Origin of the sequence: Paenibacillus sp. GCM10023250 (assembly GCF_042653205.1) — a bacterium.
GTDB lineage: Bacteria > Bacillota > Bacilli > Paenibacillales > Paenibacillaceae > Paenibacillus_Z.
The window spans coordinates 161,956-181,272 of record NZ_JBHSHY010000005.1; the positions used below are offsets into that span (position 1 = coordinate 161,956).

Annotated in this window: 21 protein-coding genes; 16 read left to right on the forward strand and 5 right to left on the reverse strand. The window is 59.2% G+C overall.

Annotated elements, in window-relative coordinates; all coding sequences use genetic code 11:
• Window positions 1–16: 16 nt before the first annotated feature.
• Together ACFPB1_RS07195 and ACFPB1_RS07200 are read right to left on the reverse strand one after the other, a co-directional pair.
• The gene (locus ACFPB1_RS07195) at window positions 17–697 is read right to left on the reverse strand and encodes a zinc metallopeptidase (protein WP_379223459.1); all 681 of its coding nucleotides are present in this window, start codon (window positions 695–697) and stop codon (window positions 17–19) included.
• A gap of 28 nt (window positions 698–725) precedes the next feature.
• The gene (locus ACFPB1_RS07200; protein WP_379223461.1) at window positions 726–1,166 is read right to left on the reverse strand and encodes a MerR family transcriptional regulator; all 441 of its coding nucleotides are present in this window, start codon (window positions 1,164–1,166) and stop codon (window positions 726–728) included.
• 457 nt (window positions 1,167–1,623) lie between these two features.
• Between ACFPB1_RS07200 and ACFPB1_RS07205 the strand changes: the two genes are divergently transcribed.
• The 3 genes from ACFPB1_RS07205 (at window position 1,624) to ACFPB1_RS07215 (ending at window position 4,853) form a co-directional block, all read left to right on the forward strand.
• On the forward strand, window positions 1,624–2,940 hold the full coding sequence (locus tag ACFPB1_RS07205; RefSeq protein WP_379223549.1) for an ammonium transporter: 1,317 nt from the start codon (window positions 1,624–1,626) through the stop codon (window positions 2,938–2,940).
• Window positions 2,941–3,027: 87 nt separating this feature from the next.
• On the forward strand, window positions 3,028–4,098 hold the full coding sequence (locus tag ACFPB1_RS07210; RefSeq protein WP_379223463.1) for a DUF294 nucleotidyltransferase-like domain-containing protein: 1,071 nt from the start codon (window positions 3,028–3,030) through the stop codon (window positions 4,096–4,098).
• A gap of 20 nt (window positions 4,099–4,118) precedes the next feature.
• Window positions 4,119–4,853: a 3'-5' exonuclease gene (locus ACFPB1_RS07215; RefSeq protein ID WP_379223465.1), complete on the forward strand. Its 735-nt coding sequence runs from the start codon at window positions 4,119–4,121 to the stop codon at window positions 4,851–4,853.
• On the opposite strand, the gene ACFPB1_RS07220 is transcribed toward ACFPB1_RS07215, so the two are convergent.
• Window positions 4,827–5,324: a Mov34/MPN/PAD-1 family protein gene (locus ACFPB1_RS07220; protein WP_379223468.1), complete on the reverse strand. Its 498-nt coding sequence runs from the start codon at window positions 5,322–5,324 to the stop codon at window positions 4,827–4,829. The two genes, ACFPB1_RS07215 and ACFPB1_RS07220, sit on opposite strands and share 27 nt — an antisense overlap.
• 101 nt (window positions 5,325–5,425) lie before the next feature.
• Complete coding sequence (locus ACFPB1_RS07225; RefSeq protein WP_379223471.1) at window positions 5,426–6,751, reverse strand: MFS transporter; 1,326 nt, start codon at window positions 6,749–6,751, stop codon at window positions 5,426–5,428.
• Between the two features lie 150 nt (window positions 6,752–6,901).
• Here ACFPB1_RS07225 and ACFPB1_RS07230 point away from each other — a divergent pair, with 150 nt between their 5' ends.
• Window positions 6,902–7,468, forward strand: coding sequence for a TlpA family protein disulfide reductase (locus ACFPB1_RS07230; RefSeq protein WP_379223473.1), 567 nt, complete (start codon window positions 6,902–6,904; stop codon window positions 7,466–7,468).
• Window positions 7,469–7,526: 58 nt separating this feature from the next.
• Here ACFPB1_RS07230 and cimA read toward each other — a convergent pair whose 3' ends face one another.
• The gene (cimA, locus tag ACFPB1_RS07235; RefSeq protein WP_379223475.1) at window positions 7,527–9,140 is read right to left on the reverse strand and encodes a citramalate synthase; all 1,614 of its coding nucleotides are present in this window, start codon (window positions 9,138–9,140) and stop codon (window positions 7,527–7,529) included.
• 194 nt (window positions 9,141–9,334) lie between these two features.
• Between cimA and ACFPB1_RS07240 the strand changes: the two genes are divergently transcribed.
• The 12 genes from ACFPB1_RS07240 to ACFPB1_RS07295 all read left to right on the forward strand — a co-directional run bounded on the left by ACFPB1_RS07240 (window position 9,335) and on the right by ACFPB1_RS07295 (window position 19,256).
• Window positions 9,335–10,621: a DNA polymerase IV gene (locus ACFPB1_RS07240; RefSeq protein WP_379223477.1), complete on the forward strand. Its 1,287-nt coding sequence runs from the start codon at window positions 9,335–9,337 to the stop codon at window positions 10,619–10,621.
• Between the two features lie 72 nt (window positions 10,622–10,693).
• On the forward strand, window positions 10,694–10,930 hold the full coding sequence (locus ACFPB1_RS07245; RefSeq protein WP_379223479.1) for a ferredoxin: 237 nt from the start codon (window positions 10,694–10,696) through the stop codon (window positions 10,928–10,930).
• Between the two features lie 605 nt (window positions 10,931–11,535).
• Window positions 11,536–12,636 carry a quinone-dependent dihydroorotate dehydrogenase gene (locus tag ACFPB1_RS07250; protein ID WP_379223481.1) on the forward strand — a complete coding sequence of 367 codons (1,101 nt, stop codon included), beginning with the start codon at window positions 11,536–11,538 and terminating at the stop codon, window positions 12,634–12,636.
• 15 nt (window positions 12,637–12,651) lie between these two features.
• A complete protein-coding gene (locus ACFPB1_RS07255) occupies window positions 12,652–13,455 on the forward strand; it encodes a GTP pyrophosphokinase (RefSeq protein WP_379223483.1) in 804 nt (267 codons plus the stop codon).
• Window positions 13,456–13,911, forward strand: a complete 456-nt coding sequence (locus ACFPB1_RS07260; RefSeq protein WP_379223485.1) for a DUF309 domain-containing protein — start codon at window positions 13,456–13,458, stop codon at window positions 13,909–13,911.
• A gap of 186 nt (window positions 13,912–14,097) precedes the next feature.
• Window positions 14,098–14,859, forward strand: a complete 762-nt coding sequence (locus ACFPB1_RS07265) for a pseudouridine synthase (RefSeq protein ID WP_379223487.1) — start codon at window positions 14,098–14,100, stop codon at window positions 14,857–14,859.
• Window positions 14,860–14,912: 53 nt separating this feature from the next.
• Window positions 14,913–15,713 (forward strand): Cof-type HAD-IIB family hydrolase, encoded by an 801-nt coding sequence (locus ACFPB1_RS07270; RefSeq protein WP_379223489.1) that lies wholly within the window; start codon window positions 14,913–14,915, stop codon window positions 15,711–15,713.
• Window positions 15,714–16,278: 565 nt separating this feature from the next.
• The gene (locus ACFPB1_RS07275; protein WP_379223491.1) at window positions 16,279–16,863 is read left to right on the forward strand and encodes a GNAT family N-acetyltransferase; all 585 of its coding nucleotides are present in this window, start codon (window positions 16,279–16,281) and stop codon (window positions 16,861–16,863) included.
• Window positions 16,864–17,019: 156 nt separating this feature from the next.
• Window positions 17,020–17,517 (forward strand): GNAT family N-acetyltransferase, encoded by a 498-nt coding sequence (locus ACFPB1_RS07280; protein ID WP_379223493.1) that lies wholly within the window; start codon window positions 17,020–17,022, stop codon window positions 17,515–17,517.
• A gap of 18 nt (window positions 17,518–17,535) precedes the next feature.
• A complete protein-coding gene (locus ACFPB1_RS07285) occupies window positions 17,536–18,015 on the forward strand; it encodes a TcaA NTF2-like domain-containing protein (RefSeq protein ID WP_379223495.1) in 480 nt (159 codons plus the stop codon).
• Window positions 18,016–18,120: 105 nt separating this feature from the next.
• Window positions 18,121–18,621, forward strand: coding sequence for a GNAT family N-acetyltransferase (locus ACFPB1_RS07290; protein ID WP_379223498.1), 501 nt, complete (start codon window positions 18,121–18,123; stop codon window positions 18,619–18,621).
• A gap of 215 nt (window positions 18,622–18,836) precedes the next feature.
• Window positions 18,837–19,256, forward strand: coding sequence for a VanZ family protein (locus tag ACFPB1_RS07295; RefSeq protein WP_379223500.1), 420 nt, complete (start codon window positions 18,837–18,839; stop codon window positions 19,254–19,256).
• Window positions 19,257–19,317: the final 61 nt, after the last annotated feature.

A 19,317-nucleotide genomic window follows, 5' to 3' on the forward strand; every position in this document is an offset into this window, starting at 1 on the left:
TGCATGCTCGCGATCATTATTCGCGTTCTTGATTGAAAATCATGATGTACTTGATCAGCTCGAGGAGCGAGATCAACGCCGCGGCTACGTATGTCAGCGCCGCCGCATTCAAGACTTTCCCCACGCCGCGTTCTTCTTCGTTGGTGATGAAGCCTTCGGCGACCATGATGTCGCGCGCCCGGTTGCTGGCGTTGAATTCGACCGGCAGCGTGACGAGCTGGAAGGCAACCGCGCAGGAGAAGAAGACGATGCCAAGCCCGATCAGCCCCGTCGCGTGGAACAGGAAGCCCGCGATAAGAAGCAGGGGCGCGAAGCCGGAAGCGAAATTGACGACCGGAAAGATGCGGTGACGCAGCGCCAGCATCGGGTAATGTACTTTGTGCTGGATTGCGTGCCCGACCTCGTGGCAAGCCACGGAGACGGCCGAAATCGAGTTTTCGTAGTACACGTGCTCCGATAAGCGCACAACGCGGTGAATCGGGTCGTAGTGGTCGGAGAGCGTGCCCGGAACCGGCTCGACCGGGATGTCATGGAGGCCGTTCCGGTCCAGCATCATCCGAGCGGCTTGATAGCCCGTCAGCCCGCTGGTCGTAGGCACTTCCGCCCACCGGTTAAACGTGCCGCGTACGCGAAATTGCGCCCAAACCGACAAAATGAAGGCGATGATGATCAGAAAGTCCATGGGATGAAAAAACATGACTGATTCCCTCCGTTTTCATGAAATGCTACATGAATCCGCCTTTGTTCAGCAGCAGCATCAACGCCTCGACGCAAGCGGCCGTCTGGGGAATAAGCCGTTTGAATACCTGTTTCGCCTGTCCCGGCTTCAATTGGCTGATGACGGGTTCGATCGCCATGACCTCGCGCTGCAGCTGCCCCAGATGAATCTCCAGCTCGATCAGCTGGCCGGAGACTTCCTCTTTTGAGGATAGTTTGCCCCAACCGGACAGACTTGCCTTGATTTCATCCAGCGAATATTTGTCTTTCTTCATCTCTACGATACGTTTCAATCGCGCTAAGGTTTCATCGCTGTACAACCGATAATTTTTGGCCGAGCGGCGTTCCGGCTCGATCAGTCCCGAGGAGGTATAAAAGTCGATCGTGCGCGGGCTGACGCCAGCAAGTTTGGCTAATTCGCCGATCCGGTACAACACGGGTTCGGTCATCGAAATCACCTCTTTCATTATAAGACGGGTATGTACATAAGATCCTATGTCACTATGATACAAATCCTGAACCATACAGTCAAACGTAATGCTTTGACAATTGTTGTTTGAAAGAAAGCTGACATGGGAAACATTGGCTGCGAAAAAGAGGGGGCGAGCAGGGTCAATTTGCTAGATGGCGCTTGGAACCAACTGTAAAAAAGGCGAAGGATGGGAAGGGGAATAGACCGTTTTATCGGGCAAACCGTGAAAAAACTTAACATTCGTCCTTTAGTCGGACTTGAATGTTAGATATTTTTCGTAGAAATCAAAATACCATATTGTCAAATCAGGCACTTCTGACTATAATGGCATTAAGTCTTTCCTATCATGTCATGAAACATTACATTAGGGAGTGGTCGTTGTGGTCAAAAAATTGATTGTCTCGTTAGGAGCTTTATTGCTGTTGTTCCCGGCAATGGCTTTCGCGGACGACCCGTCCGCGGCAACGCTGAACATGGGCTTGAACTCGATCTGGGTGCTCGTTGCGGCGATCCTGGTCATCCTCATGCAAGGCGGGTTCATCCTGTTGGAATCGGGTTCGACGCGGATGAAGAACGCCGGTCACATCGCCGGCAAAACCGTCTTCACGCTGGGTCTTTGTACCTTGATCTACTGGGCGATCGGTTACGCGTTCGCCTTTGGCGCCGACAACACCGGCACCGCGATCAGCAACATCATCGGTTCGGGCGACTTTTTCTTCTCGCCGGATAAAGCAGCGGGCGACGGCGTAGGTCTTCCTCCCGCAATCTTCTTCACCTTCCAATTGGCGTTCGCGGCCGTATCGCTGTCCATCGCATGGGGCGGCTTCGCGGAACGAGCCAAGCTTTCCGCTTACCTGGTCTTTACGGTGCTCTTCACGGCTCTGATCTATCCGGTCATCGCGCACTGGATCTGGAGCTCGGATGGCTGGCTGTTCTCCAAAGGCGCGCAAGACTACGCAGGTTCGACGGTCGTTCACTTGACGGGTGCCATCGCGGCGTTCGCGGCCACGGTGCTCTTGAAACCGCGGATCGGCCGCTTCAACAAAGACGGTTCCGCCAACGAAATTCTCGGTCATAACCAAGTGTTCGGAGCCTTGTCGGTTCTTATTCTGTGGGTTGGCTGGTTCGGCTTCAACGCGGGCAGCGCGCTCGGCGTAGGCGACGGCTTCTTCGGCTACGTGGCGTTCAATACCCAGCTGGGCGCGGCAGGCGGCGCGGTAGCGGCGCTGCTCATCTCCTGGCTCATGAACGGCAAAGCTGATATCACGACTACGCTGAACGGCGCTCTTGCCGGTCTCGTCGCTATCACCGCGACTTGCGCGTTCGTCGAGCCATGGGCGGCAGTCGTCATCGGTTTGCTTGCAGGCGTGCTCGTCTACTTCAGCGCTAAATTCTTCGAAAAGATCAAAGTCGACGATCCAATCTTCGCGCTCTCCGTACACGGCGCGGCCGGCATCTGGGGAACGCTCGCAAACGGCATCTTCGCGACCGACGAGCTGGCCAAGAAGCTGGGCGTCGGCCAAGGCGGCATCATCGATACGGGCAACTGGCACCAGCTGTGGGTACAACTCGAATCCGTCGTCGTCTGCGGCGCTTACGTTCTGATCGCTTCCTTCCTGCTGCTAGGCATCATGAAAGTGGTTATGGGCCTGCGCGTTACGGAAGAGCAAGAGATCATCGGTCTCGACCTGTCCGAGCACGGCACGTTCGGCTATCCGGAACAAATGAAAAAAGCACAGCAAACAATGTAAAATAGAAGTATCGCATGTTCGCCCCGCCGACGACAGCCGGCGGGGCGAACGTTATCCGGATATTCAGAACATTGAGGTGAACGCAGCATGAGCGACCCGGTCCGTGCGACGCTGCTCGCGCGCATCGAGGCGGCGAACGATGCGGCGGCGCTGCGCAGCTTGCGGGATCACATCCACGCGCACATGGAGAAGCTGCCATCTGCACAGCCGATTGAGCTTTTCAATACGGAGCTGAACGAGGTTCACGACGCCTTCATTCGGCGTGCGGTCGTCCTCTCCGAAGCGCGGATGGCACAGATGGGACACGGTCCACCGCCCGTGCCTTACGCATATCTGCTGTTCGGCAGCGGGGGCAGAGAGGAACAAACGTTAACAAGTGATCAGGACAGCGGGCTTGTCTACGAGGATCCGGCGGACCCTTCACAGCGGGAGGCCGTGGCGGATTATTTCGGCGAATTCGCCCGCGCCGTCGTCGTGCTGCTGCAGGAGCTGGGCTATCCGCGGTGCGAAGGTGAAGTGGTCAGTGCCAATCCGCAGTGGTGTCAGTCCTTGTCGACTTGGAAGACCAAGCTGGACCTCTGGTTCGGGGAACCAGATTGGGAGCGGGTGCGCTACCTGCTCATCGTCGCCGATTGCCGGCTCGTCGCTGGCGCGGCGCCGCCTTGGGAGGCGTTGAAGGACTATTTTTTCGCGAACAAGACACTTCGTCCGGACATCGTCGAGCGCATGCTGAACAATACGATGCGGCATAAAGTGCTCGTCGGCGTATTCGGGCAGCTGTTTAAGGAACATTACGGGGAAGATGCGGGGAGTCTGGACTTGAAGTACGGCGCCTATATTCCGATGGTGAACGCCGTTCGGCTGCTCGCGATCCAAGCGGACGTGCGGGACACGTCGACGCTGGCCCGAATCGGCGAGCTGACGCGCGCCGGCGTGTTCTCGGCCGCGGACGGCGGCGCGTACGCCGAGGCGTTCCGCTTGTTTCTACGCTTGCGTCTCATGACGACGTCCAAGCTCGAAGGCGGCTTCTATACGAATAACGGTAAACTGTCCGGAGCGCGTCTGACCAAAAAGCTCATCGAAGAACTGAAGACGGGGCTTCGCGCGGTCAAGAAGCTGCAGAAGTACGTGCGGAGACGGGCGTCCGGCAGGTTCTGAGCATTCCGGAGGGGAGTAGCATGAAGGAGCAAAAAGGCGTAGGCCGGATGTGGCACCTGTACAAGATGGGCGGCCTCACGCCGGCGCTGGCTTCTATGATGGGCGCGCAGAACGCGCAGCAGATGGCGTTCATCCGCTCCATGTCCAAGGAGCAGCGGAAGGATTCCGTCATGGATCAGCCGCTCGATGAAATGGAGGTCGTGGTGTTTGATCTGGAGACGACCGGATTTTACCCGACGAACGGGGATGAAATCATTTCATTCGGAGCGGTGCTGCTGCGAGGCGAGCGGATCGTAGAGGAGCAGTCGTTTTACAGCTTGGTCAACCCGAAGCGGAGAGTGCCGAAGCATATTACGGAATTGACCGGGATCACGAACGAAATGGTGTCAGACGCCCCCGATCTCATGCAGGTGCTGCACGACTTCATGGAATTCGTCGGCAAACGGCTGCTGATCGCGCACGCGAGCGGCCACGACAAGCAGTTTTTGAACAGCGCGCTCTGGCGCACGTCGAAGGTGAATCTGACGCACCGCGTGCTCGACACGATCATGGTAGCGAAATGGCTGGAGCCCGAGCTTACCGGGTACGGCCTGGACGATTTGCTCGAACGCAACGGCATCGAGATCACGCAGCGGCATCACGCGCTCGAGGATTCCCGCATGACGGCCAAGCTGTGGCTGCATTATTTGCGCCGGATGCTGGACCGGAACGTAGTGACGCTAGGGGACTTATACGCATATCTGAGCAAGCATTAAAGGTAAAAACGATTCGCCGCGCACCCAGTATGGCTGGATGACGAGGGTCCGATTGGGGGCGTCCGGCGACAGAATCCAATAAGACGTCCCGCTCCCGTTATCGGCGGTGCCGAACGGGAAGCCGTCACGGTCGGCCCTGCTGGGCACGGGCGGCGAACCGGGATGGGAATGAAAGAAACCGACAAGCGATTGTCGGTTTTTTTGCATGTCGTAAATCGCGCGGACCCAGTCATGCGGATCGAACGCGAATTGCGTCTCCGGCCGCGCGGCCGCGTTCTTGACGAGCAGGACGCCGGTGACGCGCAGAACGTCCGCCGGACGTGCGCTTACACGTGCGCCATTCCCGGCGATGCGAAGCCGTTGACCGGTCAGGACGCCGCAAGTCTCAAAGGGCAGCGCGTCCATCGTCAGCGTTAGCAGGGCCTGATAGGCTTCCGCAGTCAGTTCCGCCTTCATCGGCATGTCGTCCATGTCGGTCCTTCCCTTCTTGCATCTCGACTGCTGGCGCAGCGCGTGCCTTCAGTATAGCGCAGAACGAGGGCGTGAACCACCGGGGCGCGCTGCAAGCGCGGTCACTCGGCCTTCGCCGCGTCCCCCGCCTGCTTGGGCGGATGAACGAGGAAGAAGATAATGAACAGGGCACAAGCGGACAAGCCCGCGACGATGCCGTAGAGCAGCGCATCGGAGTAGCCGGCGATCCAGCCGAACAAAGGCGGGCCGAAGGCGACGCCGAGGAAGCGCAGGCTGCTGTACAGCGATGTGACCATGCCGCGGTGCTGCCGGTCGACCGCGCCGGTGATGAGCGTGTTCAGGCACGGGAGCAGCAGGCCGGTTCCGAGGCTGCTGAGCGAGGCGAACCCGAGCAGCAGGTAAAGGTTGCGGTGCCATAGCGCGGCGGCAGCGAGGGCCACGCTCATGACGGCCAGGCCGATGAGCATGAGCGCGCGCATCAGTTTGCCGTTGTTTTTGATTTGGCGTCCCGTAACGTAGGCGGTGATGACCAGGAATAGAAGCGGAATCGCCAGCACGCCGCCTTTGGCGACGCCGTCGATGCGATAGGGCGCCTCCTCGAGCAAGTCCGAGAGGCGGAAGAGCACGCCGAACAGGATGAACAAGCCGAGGGAGCCCGAGACGAACGCGCCGATCAGCCAGCGCCCCTTCTCCTTGAAGAGCTTGCCAATGTCCTTGACGTATTGCCCGAGCGGCAGCGGTTCGGATTTTCCTTCCTTCGGCGCTTCTTGGATGAGGAACATCATGGCGAAGAACGAACCGGCGCAGAAGATCGGGAATGCGAACAGCGGCATGTACCACGCGATGAGCGCAAGCAGCGAGCCGATGATCGGGCTTACGACCTTGCCGGCGCCGTTGGACGCTTCGATCAGCCCGAGCGCCTCGCTCTCCGCGCCGTCCTTGTACTTGTCGCCGACGAGCGCCATCGCGATCGGCGACGTGCCCGCGGCGCCGATGCCCTGAAGCGCCCGGGCGGCGATCAGGAAGCCATAGGAATTCACGACCGCGGCGATACCGGCGCCGATGCCCGCTATGCCGTACACGGCCAGCGAGATCAAGATGACGGCTTTCCGCGAGAAGCGGTCGGACAGGTAGCCGGATAGCGGAATAATGAGGCCGGCGGCAACGGAAAATAACGTAATGACGAGGCTGGCTTGGAACGTCGAGATGTGCATCTGTTTCTCCATATCGGGAAGTATAGGCACCAACATGGAATTGCCCAGCACGAGTACGAGCGGCACCGTGGCGAGCGCGGCGTATTCCAGCCATTTGCCGCCGCCTTTCTCCTTGCTCGGGCGCTTCGCGGTTGCCGATCCGCCGCCATTCGACGCCGTGCGGAGCTTGCCGGGCTTGCTTCCCGCGCCGCGTGATTTCGTTGAACCGTTCATTGATGAATGCCTCCAAGCGATCGAGGATGACCGTCCGGTCTCGACGGTTAATGTTCCCCCTAACTTGAGCTTCCATTCCTGAACATGGTAACATGGAGGGAGCGTGCCCAGGCATCGCTATCGACAAAATTCGTTGAAAGAAGGCGCATCATGAAACGATCGATCGTATTGCTCGTCATCGTGCTGATTTTGGCAGGTGCCGCAGTCTATCAAAATAAAGGCAAGCACGACGATGCGCTTGCCGCTTCGTCCGACATGCTCCCGAAGCCGGGCTACACGGCGCCGACGCTCAGTCTCCCCGACCTCAAGGAGCAGCCGGTCACCATCGGCGGGAAGAAGGAGCAGCTCACGCTCGTTAATTTCTGGGCGTCGTGGTGCTATCCGTGCGAAATGGAGGCGCCCGATCTGCAGGCGCTCTCGAAGCAATACGCGGGCAAGCTGCAGATTCTCGGCATTAACGCGACCAGCGCCGACAAGGAGCGGCAAGCCCGCGAGTTCGTCGATCAGCAGAAGCTGTCGTTCCCGATTCTGATGGACCGCGACGGAGACGCCCAGAAGCTGTATAAGGTCAATTCATTCCCGATCAGCCTGCTGATCGACAGCAATGGCATCGTCCGGGAGCGGATCGAAGGCGTCATTACGAAAGCGAAATGGCAGGGCTTCATCGACAAGTGGCTGGACGCCGAAAGCGAGCAGAAAGCCGGTTCGAGCACCTGACGCGCGATGCCATAAAAGCCGGAGCCTAGGGGCTCCGGCGTTTTGCATGCGGATGCGGTTAATGATTGATGAGCCCGAGCTCTTCCCGGGGTTCGTCTTGCATCTCGATTTTGTTCTTGGTGAGCAAGGCGTAGCGAATACTGTCGACGAGCGCTTCCCAGCTCGCTTCGATGACGTTGCTCGAGACGCCGACCGTGCTCCACGTATTTTTGAAATCGGTCGTTTCCATCAATACGCGGACCTTGGCGGCCGTCGCGTCCTTCTCGTCGATGACGCGAACCTTGTAGTCGGACAGATGGAAGTCGTTGATGCTCGGGTAAAATTGCTCCAGCGCCTTGCGCAGTGCGTTGTTGAGCGCATTGACCGGACCGTTGCCTTCGGCCGCCATGTAGACAGGGTGTCCGTCGACGTTCACTTTGACGATGGCTTCGGCGTTCATCGCGTGGCCGTTCGTTTTTTCGACGAGCATCTTAAGCGATTCCAGCTTGAAGATTTCCTTCATTTCACCGAACGCGTCGCGCAGCAGCAGCTCGAGGGAGGCATCGGCGCCTTCGAATTGATAGCCTTGGTGCTCGAGATCCTTGATGCGTTCCATGATGCGCTTCGTCTTCTCGTTGTTCGCGTTGATGTCGAGACCGAGCTCCTGCGCTTTGGAGATGATGTTGCTTTGTCCCGCGAGCTCGGAGACAAGCACCCGCTGCTTGTTGCCGACGAGCTCCGGCCGGATATGCTCGTACGTCTTGGAATCTTTCATGATCGCGGACACGTGGATGCCGCCTTTATGGGCGAACGCGGCATTCCCGACGTATGGCTGAGCGACCGGCATGTGCACGTTCGCGATTTCGCTGATATACCGGGCCGTCTGAGTGAGCGATTGGAGCTGACCGTCGCTGACGCAGCGGTAATCCATTTTTATTTGAAGCGTCGGGATGATCGAGCAGAGATTGGCGTTGCCGCACCGTTCGCCGTAGCCGTTGATCGTGCCCTGCACCTGCCGCGCGCCCGCCTGCACGGCGGCCAGCGTATTGGCGACCGCGAGCTCGCAGTCGTTGTGGGTATGGATGCCGATCGGTGCGCCGATCTCCGCCGCGACGCGGGAGACGATCGCGTGAATCTCCGACGGAAGGGTGCCGCCGTTCGTATCGCACAGCACGATCCAGTCGGCGCCCGCCTCCTGGGCTTTGCGCAGCACGGCCAGTGCATAGTCTTGATTATGCTTGTAGCCGTCGAAGAAATGCTCCGCGTCGAAGATCGCTTCCACGCCCTTCTGCTTCAAGTACGCGAAAGAATCGTAGATCATCGCGAGATTCTCTTCGAGCGTTGTCTGCAGCGCCGTATGTACGTGGAAGTCCCACGACTTGCCGACGAGCGTGGCGGCCGGTACGCCGGATTCCACGATGCGTACGAGGCTGTTGTCCTGCTCAGCGGTGCTGTGCTTGCGCCGAGTGCTGCCGAACGCGGTCAGCTTGGCGTTCAGCCGCAAGCCTTTCGCCCTCTGGAAAAATTCGATGTCCTTGCTGTTGCTGCCCGGGTTCCCGCCTTCAATATAATGAACGCCTAACAAGTCGAGCTTTTGGGCGATTTTGATTTTATCCTCTGCGGAAAGACTGATGCCCTCTCCCTGCGTGCCGTCACGAAGCGTCGTGTCGAAAATGGAGATCGTGTTTCCCATGAATGCGGTAGCCCCCTTCCTTTATCCCTTTAAAGCAATCATAATTTTATCATTATACCATTAGAAGCAGGGCGCGTAAACGATCGCAGAACGAGCTTTCCAGGCGGCAGGTTGACGTTCCGGCGGGGCGATTGGTATGCTGGTCATACGATCATATGATCGCCTTATTCCAACCGGGAAGGATGAATGCCGCGATGACGAAGGAGCGGGAAACGGCGCCTCCCAAACGCCGGGTCATTCTTCATTTGGACATGAATGCCTTCTATTGCTCCGTCCATGAAGCGGAGGAGCCGCAGTTATATAAAGGAAAGGCGACGGCGGTCGCCGGAAGCGTGGAGCAGCGGCGGGGGATCATCGTGACGTCCTCGTACGCGGCGCGGGCGAAAGGAGTCAAGACGGGCATGACAGTGCGAGAAGGACAACGCCGCTGTCCGGAACTGATCCTGATCAAGCCGGATTTCAACCTGTACCGGACGTATTCCCGCGGCTTCATGTCGATCGCGCGGCAGTATACGCCGCTCGTGGAGGCCGTGTCGATCGACGAATGCTACCTCGACATAACGGGCTCGTCGGCCTTAGGCGAACCGCTGCAGATCGCGCGGGACATTCAGCAGCGGATCAGAACCGAGTGGAACCTGCCTTGCTCCATCGGCATTGCCCCGAACAAGCTGCTGGCCAAGATGGCGTCCGACATGCAGAAGCCGAACGGCTTCACCGTGCTGCGCATCCGCGACGTGCCGGAGCTGCTCTGGCACAAGCCGTGCGACACGCTCTTCGGCATCGGGCGCAAGACGGCGGACAAGCTGACGAAGCTGAACATCCGCACGATCGGGCAGCTTGCCTCGGCCGATGAGGCGATGCTCGTCAAGCATTTCGGCGTCGTCGGCTCTTGGATGAAGTCCGCGTCGCACGGCTACGATTACGCGCCGGTCCATGCCGAGCGCGAGCGGAACAAGTCGATCGGCCATACGACGACGCTGCCGAGGGACGTGACGGATCCGGAGGAAGCCCACCGCATCCTGCTCAACCTAGCGGACCAGACCGGGAGGCGGATGCGCCATCAGAAGATGATGGCGTCGACCATTCAGATCGTCATCCGGCGGCCGGACATGACGACGATCAACCGTTCGGTCACGCTGCCGGTCCCGACGGACGCCGCTTCCGATATCCACCGCGAGGCGTGCAAGCTGTTCGACAAGCATTGGAAGCGCGGAGAGCCGGTGCGCTTGCTCGGTATCACCCTCCAGAACCTCTCGCTGCAGGCGGAAACGGCCGTGCAGCTGGATTTGTTCAGCTACGGCGAGCAGCCGAAGAAGGAGGCGCTGACGCGCGCGATGGACATGCTGCGGGACAAATTCGGCGAGGATGCGGTGCTTACCGCGGGCATGCTAGGGGACGATCCGTCGGCGTTAATTCGCAATAAACGAATTCGCGGGACATCCTTGCAAAGGGACGAGCATATGTTATATAGTGATGATTGAAGGTTGTATACTTGGGAAATGAAAGCACTTCCGTAAGTTTTTGAAACTTACCATTAATAGGAGGGAACCACGATGTCGAAGTTTACTTGGGTTGAGAAAGATACATGCATTGCTTGCGGAGCTTGCGGAGCAACGGCACCGGACATTTACGACTACGACGACGAAGGCTTGGCTGAGGTTATTTTCGGCAACGACGGTAACCACGGCAATACCGAAATTCCGGAAGATTTGTACGACGATCTGCAAGATGCGGCGGACGGCTGCCCGACGGACTCCATCAAAATCGCTGACACGCCTTTCAATAACTAATACATCCAATCGCATAGTAGCGGCGGAGATCCCATTCCCTGTTTCGACAGGGGATGGGGTTTTTCCTGTTTCTTCGATAATTCGGCAGAGCCAATTCTGGTAAAGATCTATTAGAATAGAAGATCGGCTATTAGCCTGGATTTGGGAGTGACGATAAAAAGCGGCGTCCTTCTCGCTTCCTCCAGGCCGGCCGTGGCGCTATTCCGCCTGCAGCCGGCCGAGGACGAGACGAACCCCGCCGTCGTATACGAATGGCTTGATTAACTGGACCGATTACTGGTCCACAATAAGAAGAACGGCCATGACGGCGACGATGACGACGAAGACCGATCCGATCCAGATGAGCGCTTTTTTGTTGACCTCTTCCTTTTGTTTCGTTTTCATGATGGGCGGTTTCTTTTTAGCGTGGCTCATGCGGATCAACCTTTCTCGGGAAATAGGGATATGTCTTTATTGTAATCGGTTTCCGCCGCCGAAACAACTGCTTCGCGCGCAGCGAACGGCCGCCGCGGCGGGGAGGGCGGCGGCCGGTACTCTTTCTTTTTCGCCCCCGACTTGATAAACTGTTCGATAGAGCTAAAGACGCAGAACGGAGTGACTTCGACTTGTTATACACGAAAATTGCCAAGCCTTATTTCTTCCGCATGGACGCCGAGAAAGCCCATCATCTGGTCATCGACGGGCTGCACACGGCCCGGCGGGTGCCCGGCGTTCAGGCCGTGATGCGCGCCATGTATGGGGTCGCGGATGCGAAGGAGCTGGAGACGAGCCTGTTCGGGCTGCGTTTCCCGCACCCGATCGGCCTCGCGGCGGGACTCGACAAGAACGCGAAGGCTGTCGACATGTTCGCCAACATCGGCTTCGGCTTCGCGGAGGTCGGCACGGTGACCCCGAAGGGACAAGCCGGCAACGAGCAGCCGCGGCTGTTCCGCCTGCCGACAGACGAAGCGCTCGTCAACCGGATGGGGTTCAATAACGACGGCGCCGCCGCGATGGCGGAGCGGCTCGGCCGGTTGGGCCTGCACCGCATTCCGATCGCCGTCAATATCGGCAAGAACAAAACGACGCCGAACGAGCTCGCCCACGAGGATTACCGGGCCTGCTTACGGCAGCTTTATACATATGGCGACTTCTTCGTCGTCAACATCAGCTCGCCGAACACGCCGGACCTGCGGGCGCTTCAGCACGGCGACGAACTGAAGCTGCTCTTGTCGGCGGTGATGGAGGAGGCCGGCGCCCAGGCGGCGAAGAGCGGCGCGGCCCGCAAGCCGGTACTGGTCAAGATCGCGCCGGACATGACCGCGGAACAGCTCGGATACACCGTGGAGACGATCGTCGCGAGCGGAGTGAACGGCATCATCGCCACCAACACGACCATCGGCCGCGACGGACTCCGCCATCCGAACGCCAAAGAAACCGGCGGCCTGAGCGGCAGGCCGCTTCGCGAACGTTCGACGGAAATCGTGCGCGAGGTGTACCGGCTGACGGGCGGACGGCTGCCCATTATTGGCTCCGGCGGCATCTTTACGGCGGCGGATGCATACGATAAAATTCGCGCGGGTGCAAGTCTTGTAGAAATTTATACGGCGCTCATTTACAGAGGGCCGGAGCTTCTCCGCGAGCTCACGGAAGGACTTAAAGCTTTATTGAAGAAAGACGGATATACATCGATCGTGGAAGCCATAGGAGCAGATCATCGGTCTTAGACAGGAGGCGGCCGGATGGACGGAAGAGACTGGGGACTATTTTTGCAGCCATATGAGCAGGCAGTGGAAGAATTGAAGGTCAAATTGAAGACGCTCCGGGCCGAACTGAAGAATCGGGAAGCGTACGCGCCGATCGAGTTCGTCACGGGGCGGGTCAAGAAGATTTCGAGCATTTTGGAGAAGGCCAAGCGGCTGTCGGTGCCTATGGAGAAGATCGATACCGGCATCGAGGACATCGCGGGCATCCGCATCATGTGCCAATTCGTCGACGACATCCACCGGGTCGCGGCGCTCATTCGTTCGCGCAAGGATCTGAAGCTCGTTTATGAGAAAGACTATATTACGAATTTCAAGGACAGCGGGTACCGCAGCTATCATATGATCGTCGAATATCCCGTTCAGACGGCCATCGGGCTCAAGCACGTGCTGGCGGAAATCCAAATCCGGACGCTGGCGATGAATTTCTGGGCGACGATCGAGCACTCGCTGAACTATAAGTATAAAGAAAGCTTGCCGGAGGACGTGCGCGACCGGCTGAAGAAAGCGGCCGAGGCGGCCGCGCAGCTCGATACCGAGATGTCGAGCATCCGCAACGAGATTTTGGATGCGCAGCGGGATTTCGAAGAGAAGTCCAACATGTATTCGAGCGTGCTGAGCGACATTCAGGAGCTGTACTTCTTCCGGCGCGTCCGCGAGGCGGTCCAGTTTCAATTGAAGTTCAACGAAGTGTGGGAGAAGGAAGACGCGTTCGCGATCCGCATGCTGTCCGACGAGATCAAGTCGGCGATCCAGCGCGCGAAGAAGGGCGGAGCGAACTGAATGGCAGCGGCGCATCCGTATGACGAGAAATTCGTCCGTTTCATCGTGCTTTTCAACGTCGACGAGGATTACTTCGAATGCCATGAAGTCATGGAGGAGCTGTGGCTCGAGGAAGGCCGGAGCACCCTGTATCAGGGGCTGCTGCAGGCCGCGGTGGGCCTTCATCATTGGCGCAACGACAACTTCTCAGGCGCGGCGAAGCTGTTCGCCCAAGGGGAGAGTAAGCTGGCGGCCTATCCGGACGAGACGTCGGGCCTCGACCTGGGGCAGCTTCGCGCCGATATCGCGGACAGCCTGGCGCTGCTGCGTCCGTACGCGGCAAGCGCCGGCACGGACGCAGCGGCGCCGCCGGCATTTCGGCCGTTCCGCCTGCGCGTGACCGACGAGCGCCTCCGGTCGCTGACGGACGCGCTCGCCGCGCTGCCGGCTTCGGAGCGGCTCGGACGCGACGAGTAACGAATCGCCGCTGGCCCCGGGCCGCAGCGCGGCGGCCGCCGATGGAGCCGGGTCTCCGCGAGAGACCGGCTCCCGTCGGCGTTTTTTTGTCAGATGGCGGCGCGTATGCGGCTGGCACGGCAGAAGGGCGAAAGGTTGGTCCGGCCGCGGCTTTAAGGTACAATGGTGGAGGGAGTTGAACGACGGATGGCGAAAAGGATGCGGCTGGACAAGCTGCTGGCGAATATGGGCTTCGGCACGCGCAGCGAAGTGAAGCGCGCGGTGAAGCAGGGCCGCGTGACGGTGAACGGCGCGGTGGTGAAGGACTTCGGCATGACGCTCGATCCGGAGTCGTCGGACGTTCGGTTCGACGGTGAGGCGGTCGTGTACCGCGAGACGATCTACGTCATGCTGAATAAGCCGCAGGGCGTCGTCTCGGCGACGGAGGACGCGCGGGACCGCACGGTGATCGATCTGCTCGATCCTGAGGACCGGATCCTGCAGCCGTTCCCGGTCGGACGGCTCGACAAGGACACGGAAGGACTGCTGCTGCTCACGAACGACGGCAAGCTCGCGCACGAGCTGTTGTCGCCGCGCAAGCATGTCCCGAAGACGTATGAGGCGCTCGTGCGCGGCGACGTGGACGCCGAGGATCAAGCGGCGTTTAAGCAAGGCGTGACGCTCGAGGACGGCTACGAGACGATGCCCGCCGAATTGACGATCGGAGACAAGGAAGCGCGGCCGGAGGGGATCCACAGCCGGATCCTGCTCACGATCCGCGAAGGCAAGTTTCATCAAGTGAAACGGATGTTCGAGGCGGTCGGCAAGCAGGTCGTCTACTTGAAGCGGGTATCCATGGGACCGCTTCGGCTGGACGAGACGCTGAAGCTCGGCGAATACCGCCCGCTTACGGAGGCGGAGCTGGACGCGCTGCTGACTGTCCAAACCGGAGCCGGACGCAACGCGTGACAGGCCATTAGAGAGACAAGAGATCAACCAGGAGACGGGAGAGACCTACTGCCATGGGGAACATCAACTATGATTTGATCGCGCTCGACATCGACGGAACGCTGCTCAACGACAGCCACATTCTGACCCCGGCCGTTCGGGACGCCGTGCGCGAAGCGCATCGGCGCGGGGCGGAAATCGTGCTCTGCACGGGAAGAGGGCCGGTGAACGCGCTGCCCGTCCTGGAGGAATTGGGCCTCGCCGGCACAATGATTACGCATAACGGCGCCGCCACGGTCGACTCGGCCAGCCGCCGCGTGCTGCACCAGTACAGCATCGATCCCGCGGAGGTGGCGCGTTTCCGGGACTACTGCCTGCAGAAAGAGCTGCATTTCGACCTGAACACGCCGTTCGAGATGTGGATCGAGGGATTGACGCCGGACGCGGAGAAGATGTACGGCCTATACGGCGCCCGTCCCGTCCTGCGCGATCCGAACGCGCCGCTGCCGGAAGGGCTTGTGAAGTTCACGCTATTCGGGGCCATTGCGCAGCTGGACGCCGTCGAGGCGGAATGGAGTACTTGGACGCACGGGCTGCAGCATATTCGCAGCGGCGATTATTTTATCGACGTGCAGCATAAGGATGCGAGCAAGGGCCACGCCTTGCGGCAGCTGGCGAACCTGAGAGGGATCGACCGGGACCGCGTCATGGCGATCGGCAACTATTTCAACGACGTGGGCATGCTGACGTTCGCGGGCATGGGCGTGGCGGTCGCCAACTCGCCCGAAGCGGTGAAGGAGGCGGCGAACGCGCTGACCCGGTCGAACGAAGAAGACGGCGTCGCGCATGCCCTGCGCGAGTTCGCGCTGGCTTAACGTTTGCGAAAAGCGCGTCCTGGGAGCATCCGAATGCGCGCGCCCGGAGCCGCGGACCGCAAGCCGGACCGCGGCAAGATGAAAAACCGTCGAAGGAAAACCCTCGACGGTTTTATCATTATCGGCTAGTAGAGCGTGTAGGTTAGATCAAAACTCCGCGGGATACGATGACCAGCAGAATGAACAGTACCAGAATCACGCCAACGAAACTTCCTCCGAATCCCAATGCACCGGACATGCGAATGCCTCCCTTGAAAGGTATTTCCGGCGCCGGCATCATGTTTGTCGTGTAGTTCTCGGCACCCGGTATACTGTATTATATGAAAATCGGTAGACGCGGATTGGACATCTGCCCGATTCCCCGAGATTTGGGCATTCGCTCCCGGCGAAACGTCCGGGAAATGGGATGGACGTACGCGAGGCAAGTACGGGGGATATCCGGCCCATCCGCGCATGACCGCGTCTGACTGCGAAGCGGCGGCTCTGCGAACCCTTGCGCTTCCTTCGTCAAGCCGCCGCAGGGACGGGGAAGCAATGAACCAAGTCACGAACGGAGGCACGAATCATGCTGCCAATCCATGAATTGCACCGCCTCAAGCTGCGGACGAAGCGGCTGGTCCTGCAGGTCATCGACGAGTCGTACGCCGAGCGGGTGCTCGCGTTCGTGCTGCGGAACCGTGAAGCGCTGGCCGAATGGGAGCCCGGCCGCGACGAGACGTATTACACGCTGGAGACGCAGCGGCAGCTGATCCGACAGGAACGCCAGAGCATGGACAATGGGCTCAGCGTGCGGTTTTGGCTGACGGCTGCCGCAGATCCGGACGGCGACATCATCGGCACGGCGTCGCTATCCAATATCGTGCGCGGGGCGTTCCAGTCCTGCCATCTCGGCTACCGGATGGATGTGCTGCATCGCAACAAAGGCTACATGACCGAGGCTCTCGCGCATGTCGTGGCATTCGCGTTCGAGCGGCTCAACCTGCACCGGGTCGAGGCCAACGTTATGCCCCGGAACGCGCCTTCCTTGAAGGTGGTCGAGCGGCTCGGCTTCCGCAGCGAAGGCGTGGCGAGCCAATATCTGCGCATCCGCGGCGTGTGGGAGGATCACGTCCACATGGTGCTGCTGAATCCGTCCTGGTCGGAACGATAGCCGTCGCCTCGAGGATCATTAACCTTTTCTCAGGCATTTATGCGCGTTCGGGTTTCATGGTAAGATAGAAGGCGTACACTAGAAGGTGGAAAGTCAACGTTCGTTAGCTTAGAAGACGTATCCCGGATTCGGCCTGCGAAAGGAAGCGCGCAACCCATGGAACTTTCCTTCAGACGCGCATCGCGCGAGCTGATTGCGGCGGAGCTGGCGGTGTTGAACGCCAATCCTTTTTTCAACCGCCTGTCCAAGGATAAGGAGCGGCTGACGGCCGCCGACGTCGAAGCGGAGCAGCGGGATGCCGAAGCCGCCGGCGCGGAGCGGTACGTCCTCTTCGCGGACGCGGAGCCCGTCGGCATCCTTGAATTTCTAATGATTAATCCGAACGATGCCCGCACGTGGATCGGACTGCTCGTCATCCGGTCGCAGAGCCACGGCCAAGGATTGGGCAAACAGGCGCTCGCCTGGTTCGACGCTCTGATGCGCGAGCGCGGCGTAGCCGTGCATAGGCTCGGCGTGCTGGCGGGCAATGCACCCGCGCACGCGTTTTGGCGCAGTCAAGGCGCCTCGGAAGTCAAACCCGCCGTTCTGCCCGACGGCAAGCCGATCGTCATCTACGAGCGTTTTGTCCGGGGCGGGGACGACTGCATTTCATAAAGACGGGAGATTAGGCGAATGTACAGAATAGCGATGCTCGGCGTGCTGCTATGTCTGGCCGTGCTGTTGAACGCCTGTTCGGCGAGCGAGGATGCACCACCGCAGGATCCCGTCGCCGGCGAACAGATTGATTATAGAGATTCTACAGGCGCGACCGACGTCATGAACGCCTACGAAGAATCGATGGTCGAAGCGATCAACAAGAACCGCTTCTCGCTGGTGGCAGGCCTGCTCGACCCGGAAGGGCCGCTGTACAAGGAGCAGGAAAACCTCGTCCGCCATCTGAGCGGTCTGAATATCAAGGAGAAGCTAATCAACTTTCAGATCATGAACATCCAGAAGATCAACGGTCAATACAAGTTCTACATTGTCGAGAAAATCGGCATTTATTACCCCGAAGGCAAATCGACGGTTAACGAATACCAGTGGATCTACACCGTCACGCAGCATCCCGCCACGAGCGCGTTCAAGGTTTTCAGCATCGAGCGTTGGGAATAGCCGCGCGGGCGCGCGTTCAATCCGAACCAAGCGACGGGCAGGCGGAGCCGCTAGAAGGGCGCCGTCTGCCCGTTTTGCCAACCCTATGAATCAAGAGGTGCAGCCATGTCGAACAGAACGGCGTTCGTGCCGTACGAAGAACGGTATTTGGAGCAGGTACGCGGAACGTATAATCATTTTGTGATCCATACCACCGTATCGTTCGATTTACATCCTTACACCCCGGAACAAATGAGAGCCTTGATCGAACCGCTCGCCGACATTTACCGATCGTATGTCGTCCTCTACGATGGCGAATACGCGGGCTACATCATGCTGACGCAGCACAAGAAGCGTCCCGCGTTCAACGTCACCGGGGAAATGACGATCTATCTCGAACCGGCGTTCACCGGCAAGGGGATCGGCCGGGAAGCGATGTTGTTCCTTGAAGACACGGCGCGGGAGCTCGGCTTCCATTCGCTCATCGCGACCATCTGCACGGAGAACGAGAGCAGCGTCGCGCTCTTCACGAAGCTTGGCTACAAGCAGGTGTCGCATTATGTGGAAATCGCCTATAAATTCGGCCGCTGGCTGGATTTGGTGTGCCTGCAGAAGATATTGAACTGATTCCTAGCATTCATTTGCAAGAAACGCGCTGCGGTAATAGCATGAAACGGCTGCGTGCGGAATAGCCATAGTTGGAAGAGGGACGGGCGTGTTCGACGCGACGCGCGGCGCATGCAGGTGCTTGCGAGTTCGGGACGCGGCGGGTCTCTTGGAAGCGATCTATCACGCGCGCCTGATTCAGAGGCCGCCAAGGATCGGAGGGGCTGACGGGAAACATGAAAAAGGCGATCGCGCTTATTACGGCGGCATACGCCCTGCTGCTCTTCTATTGGATGTTCATCGGCTTCGGACGGACGAATCCGCAGCTGCCCGGTTATCATTACAACGTCATGCCGCTTCATACGATCCGGCTCTATTTCGTCCATGCGGACAGCTTCCGGCCGGCCTATTGGGCCGTGAACATCATCGGCAACGTCGCGGTGTTCGCGCCGTTCGGCCTGTCGATCCCGTATTTGTTCCGGATGCGGCTGTTCTCGTTCACGGCGTTCTTCGTCTGCGTGCTGTTCCTGCTCGAGACGTTCCAGCTGCTGCTGCAGCGCGGCAGCTTCGACATCGACGATATTTTACTGAATACGCTGGGCGCGCTGCTCGGGTACGCGACGCTGCGGTTCATTCGGAAGCGGGTGTCCGCATGAAGGCTTACAAGGCGATCTTATTCGACCTAGACAACACGCTGCTATGATGCCAGCGAACGGG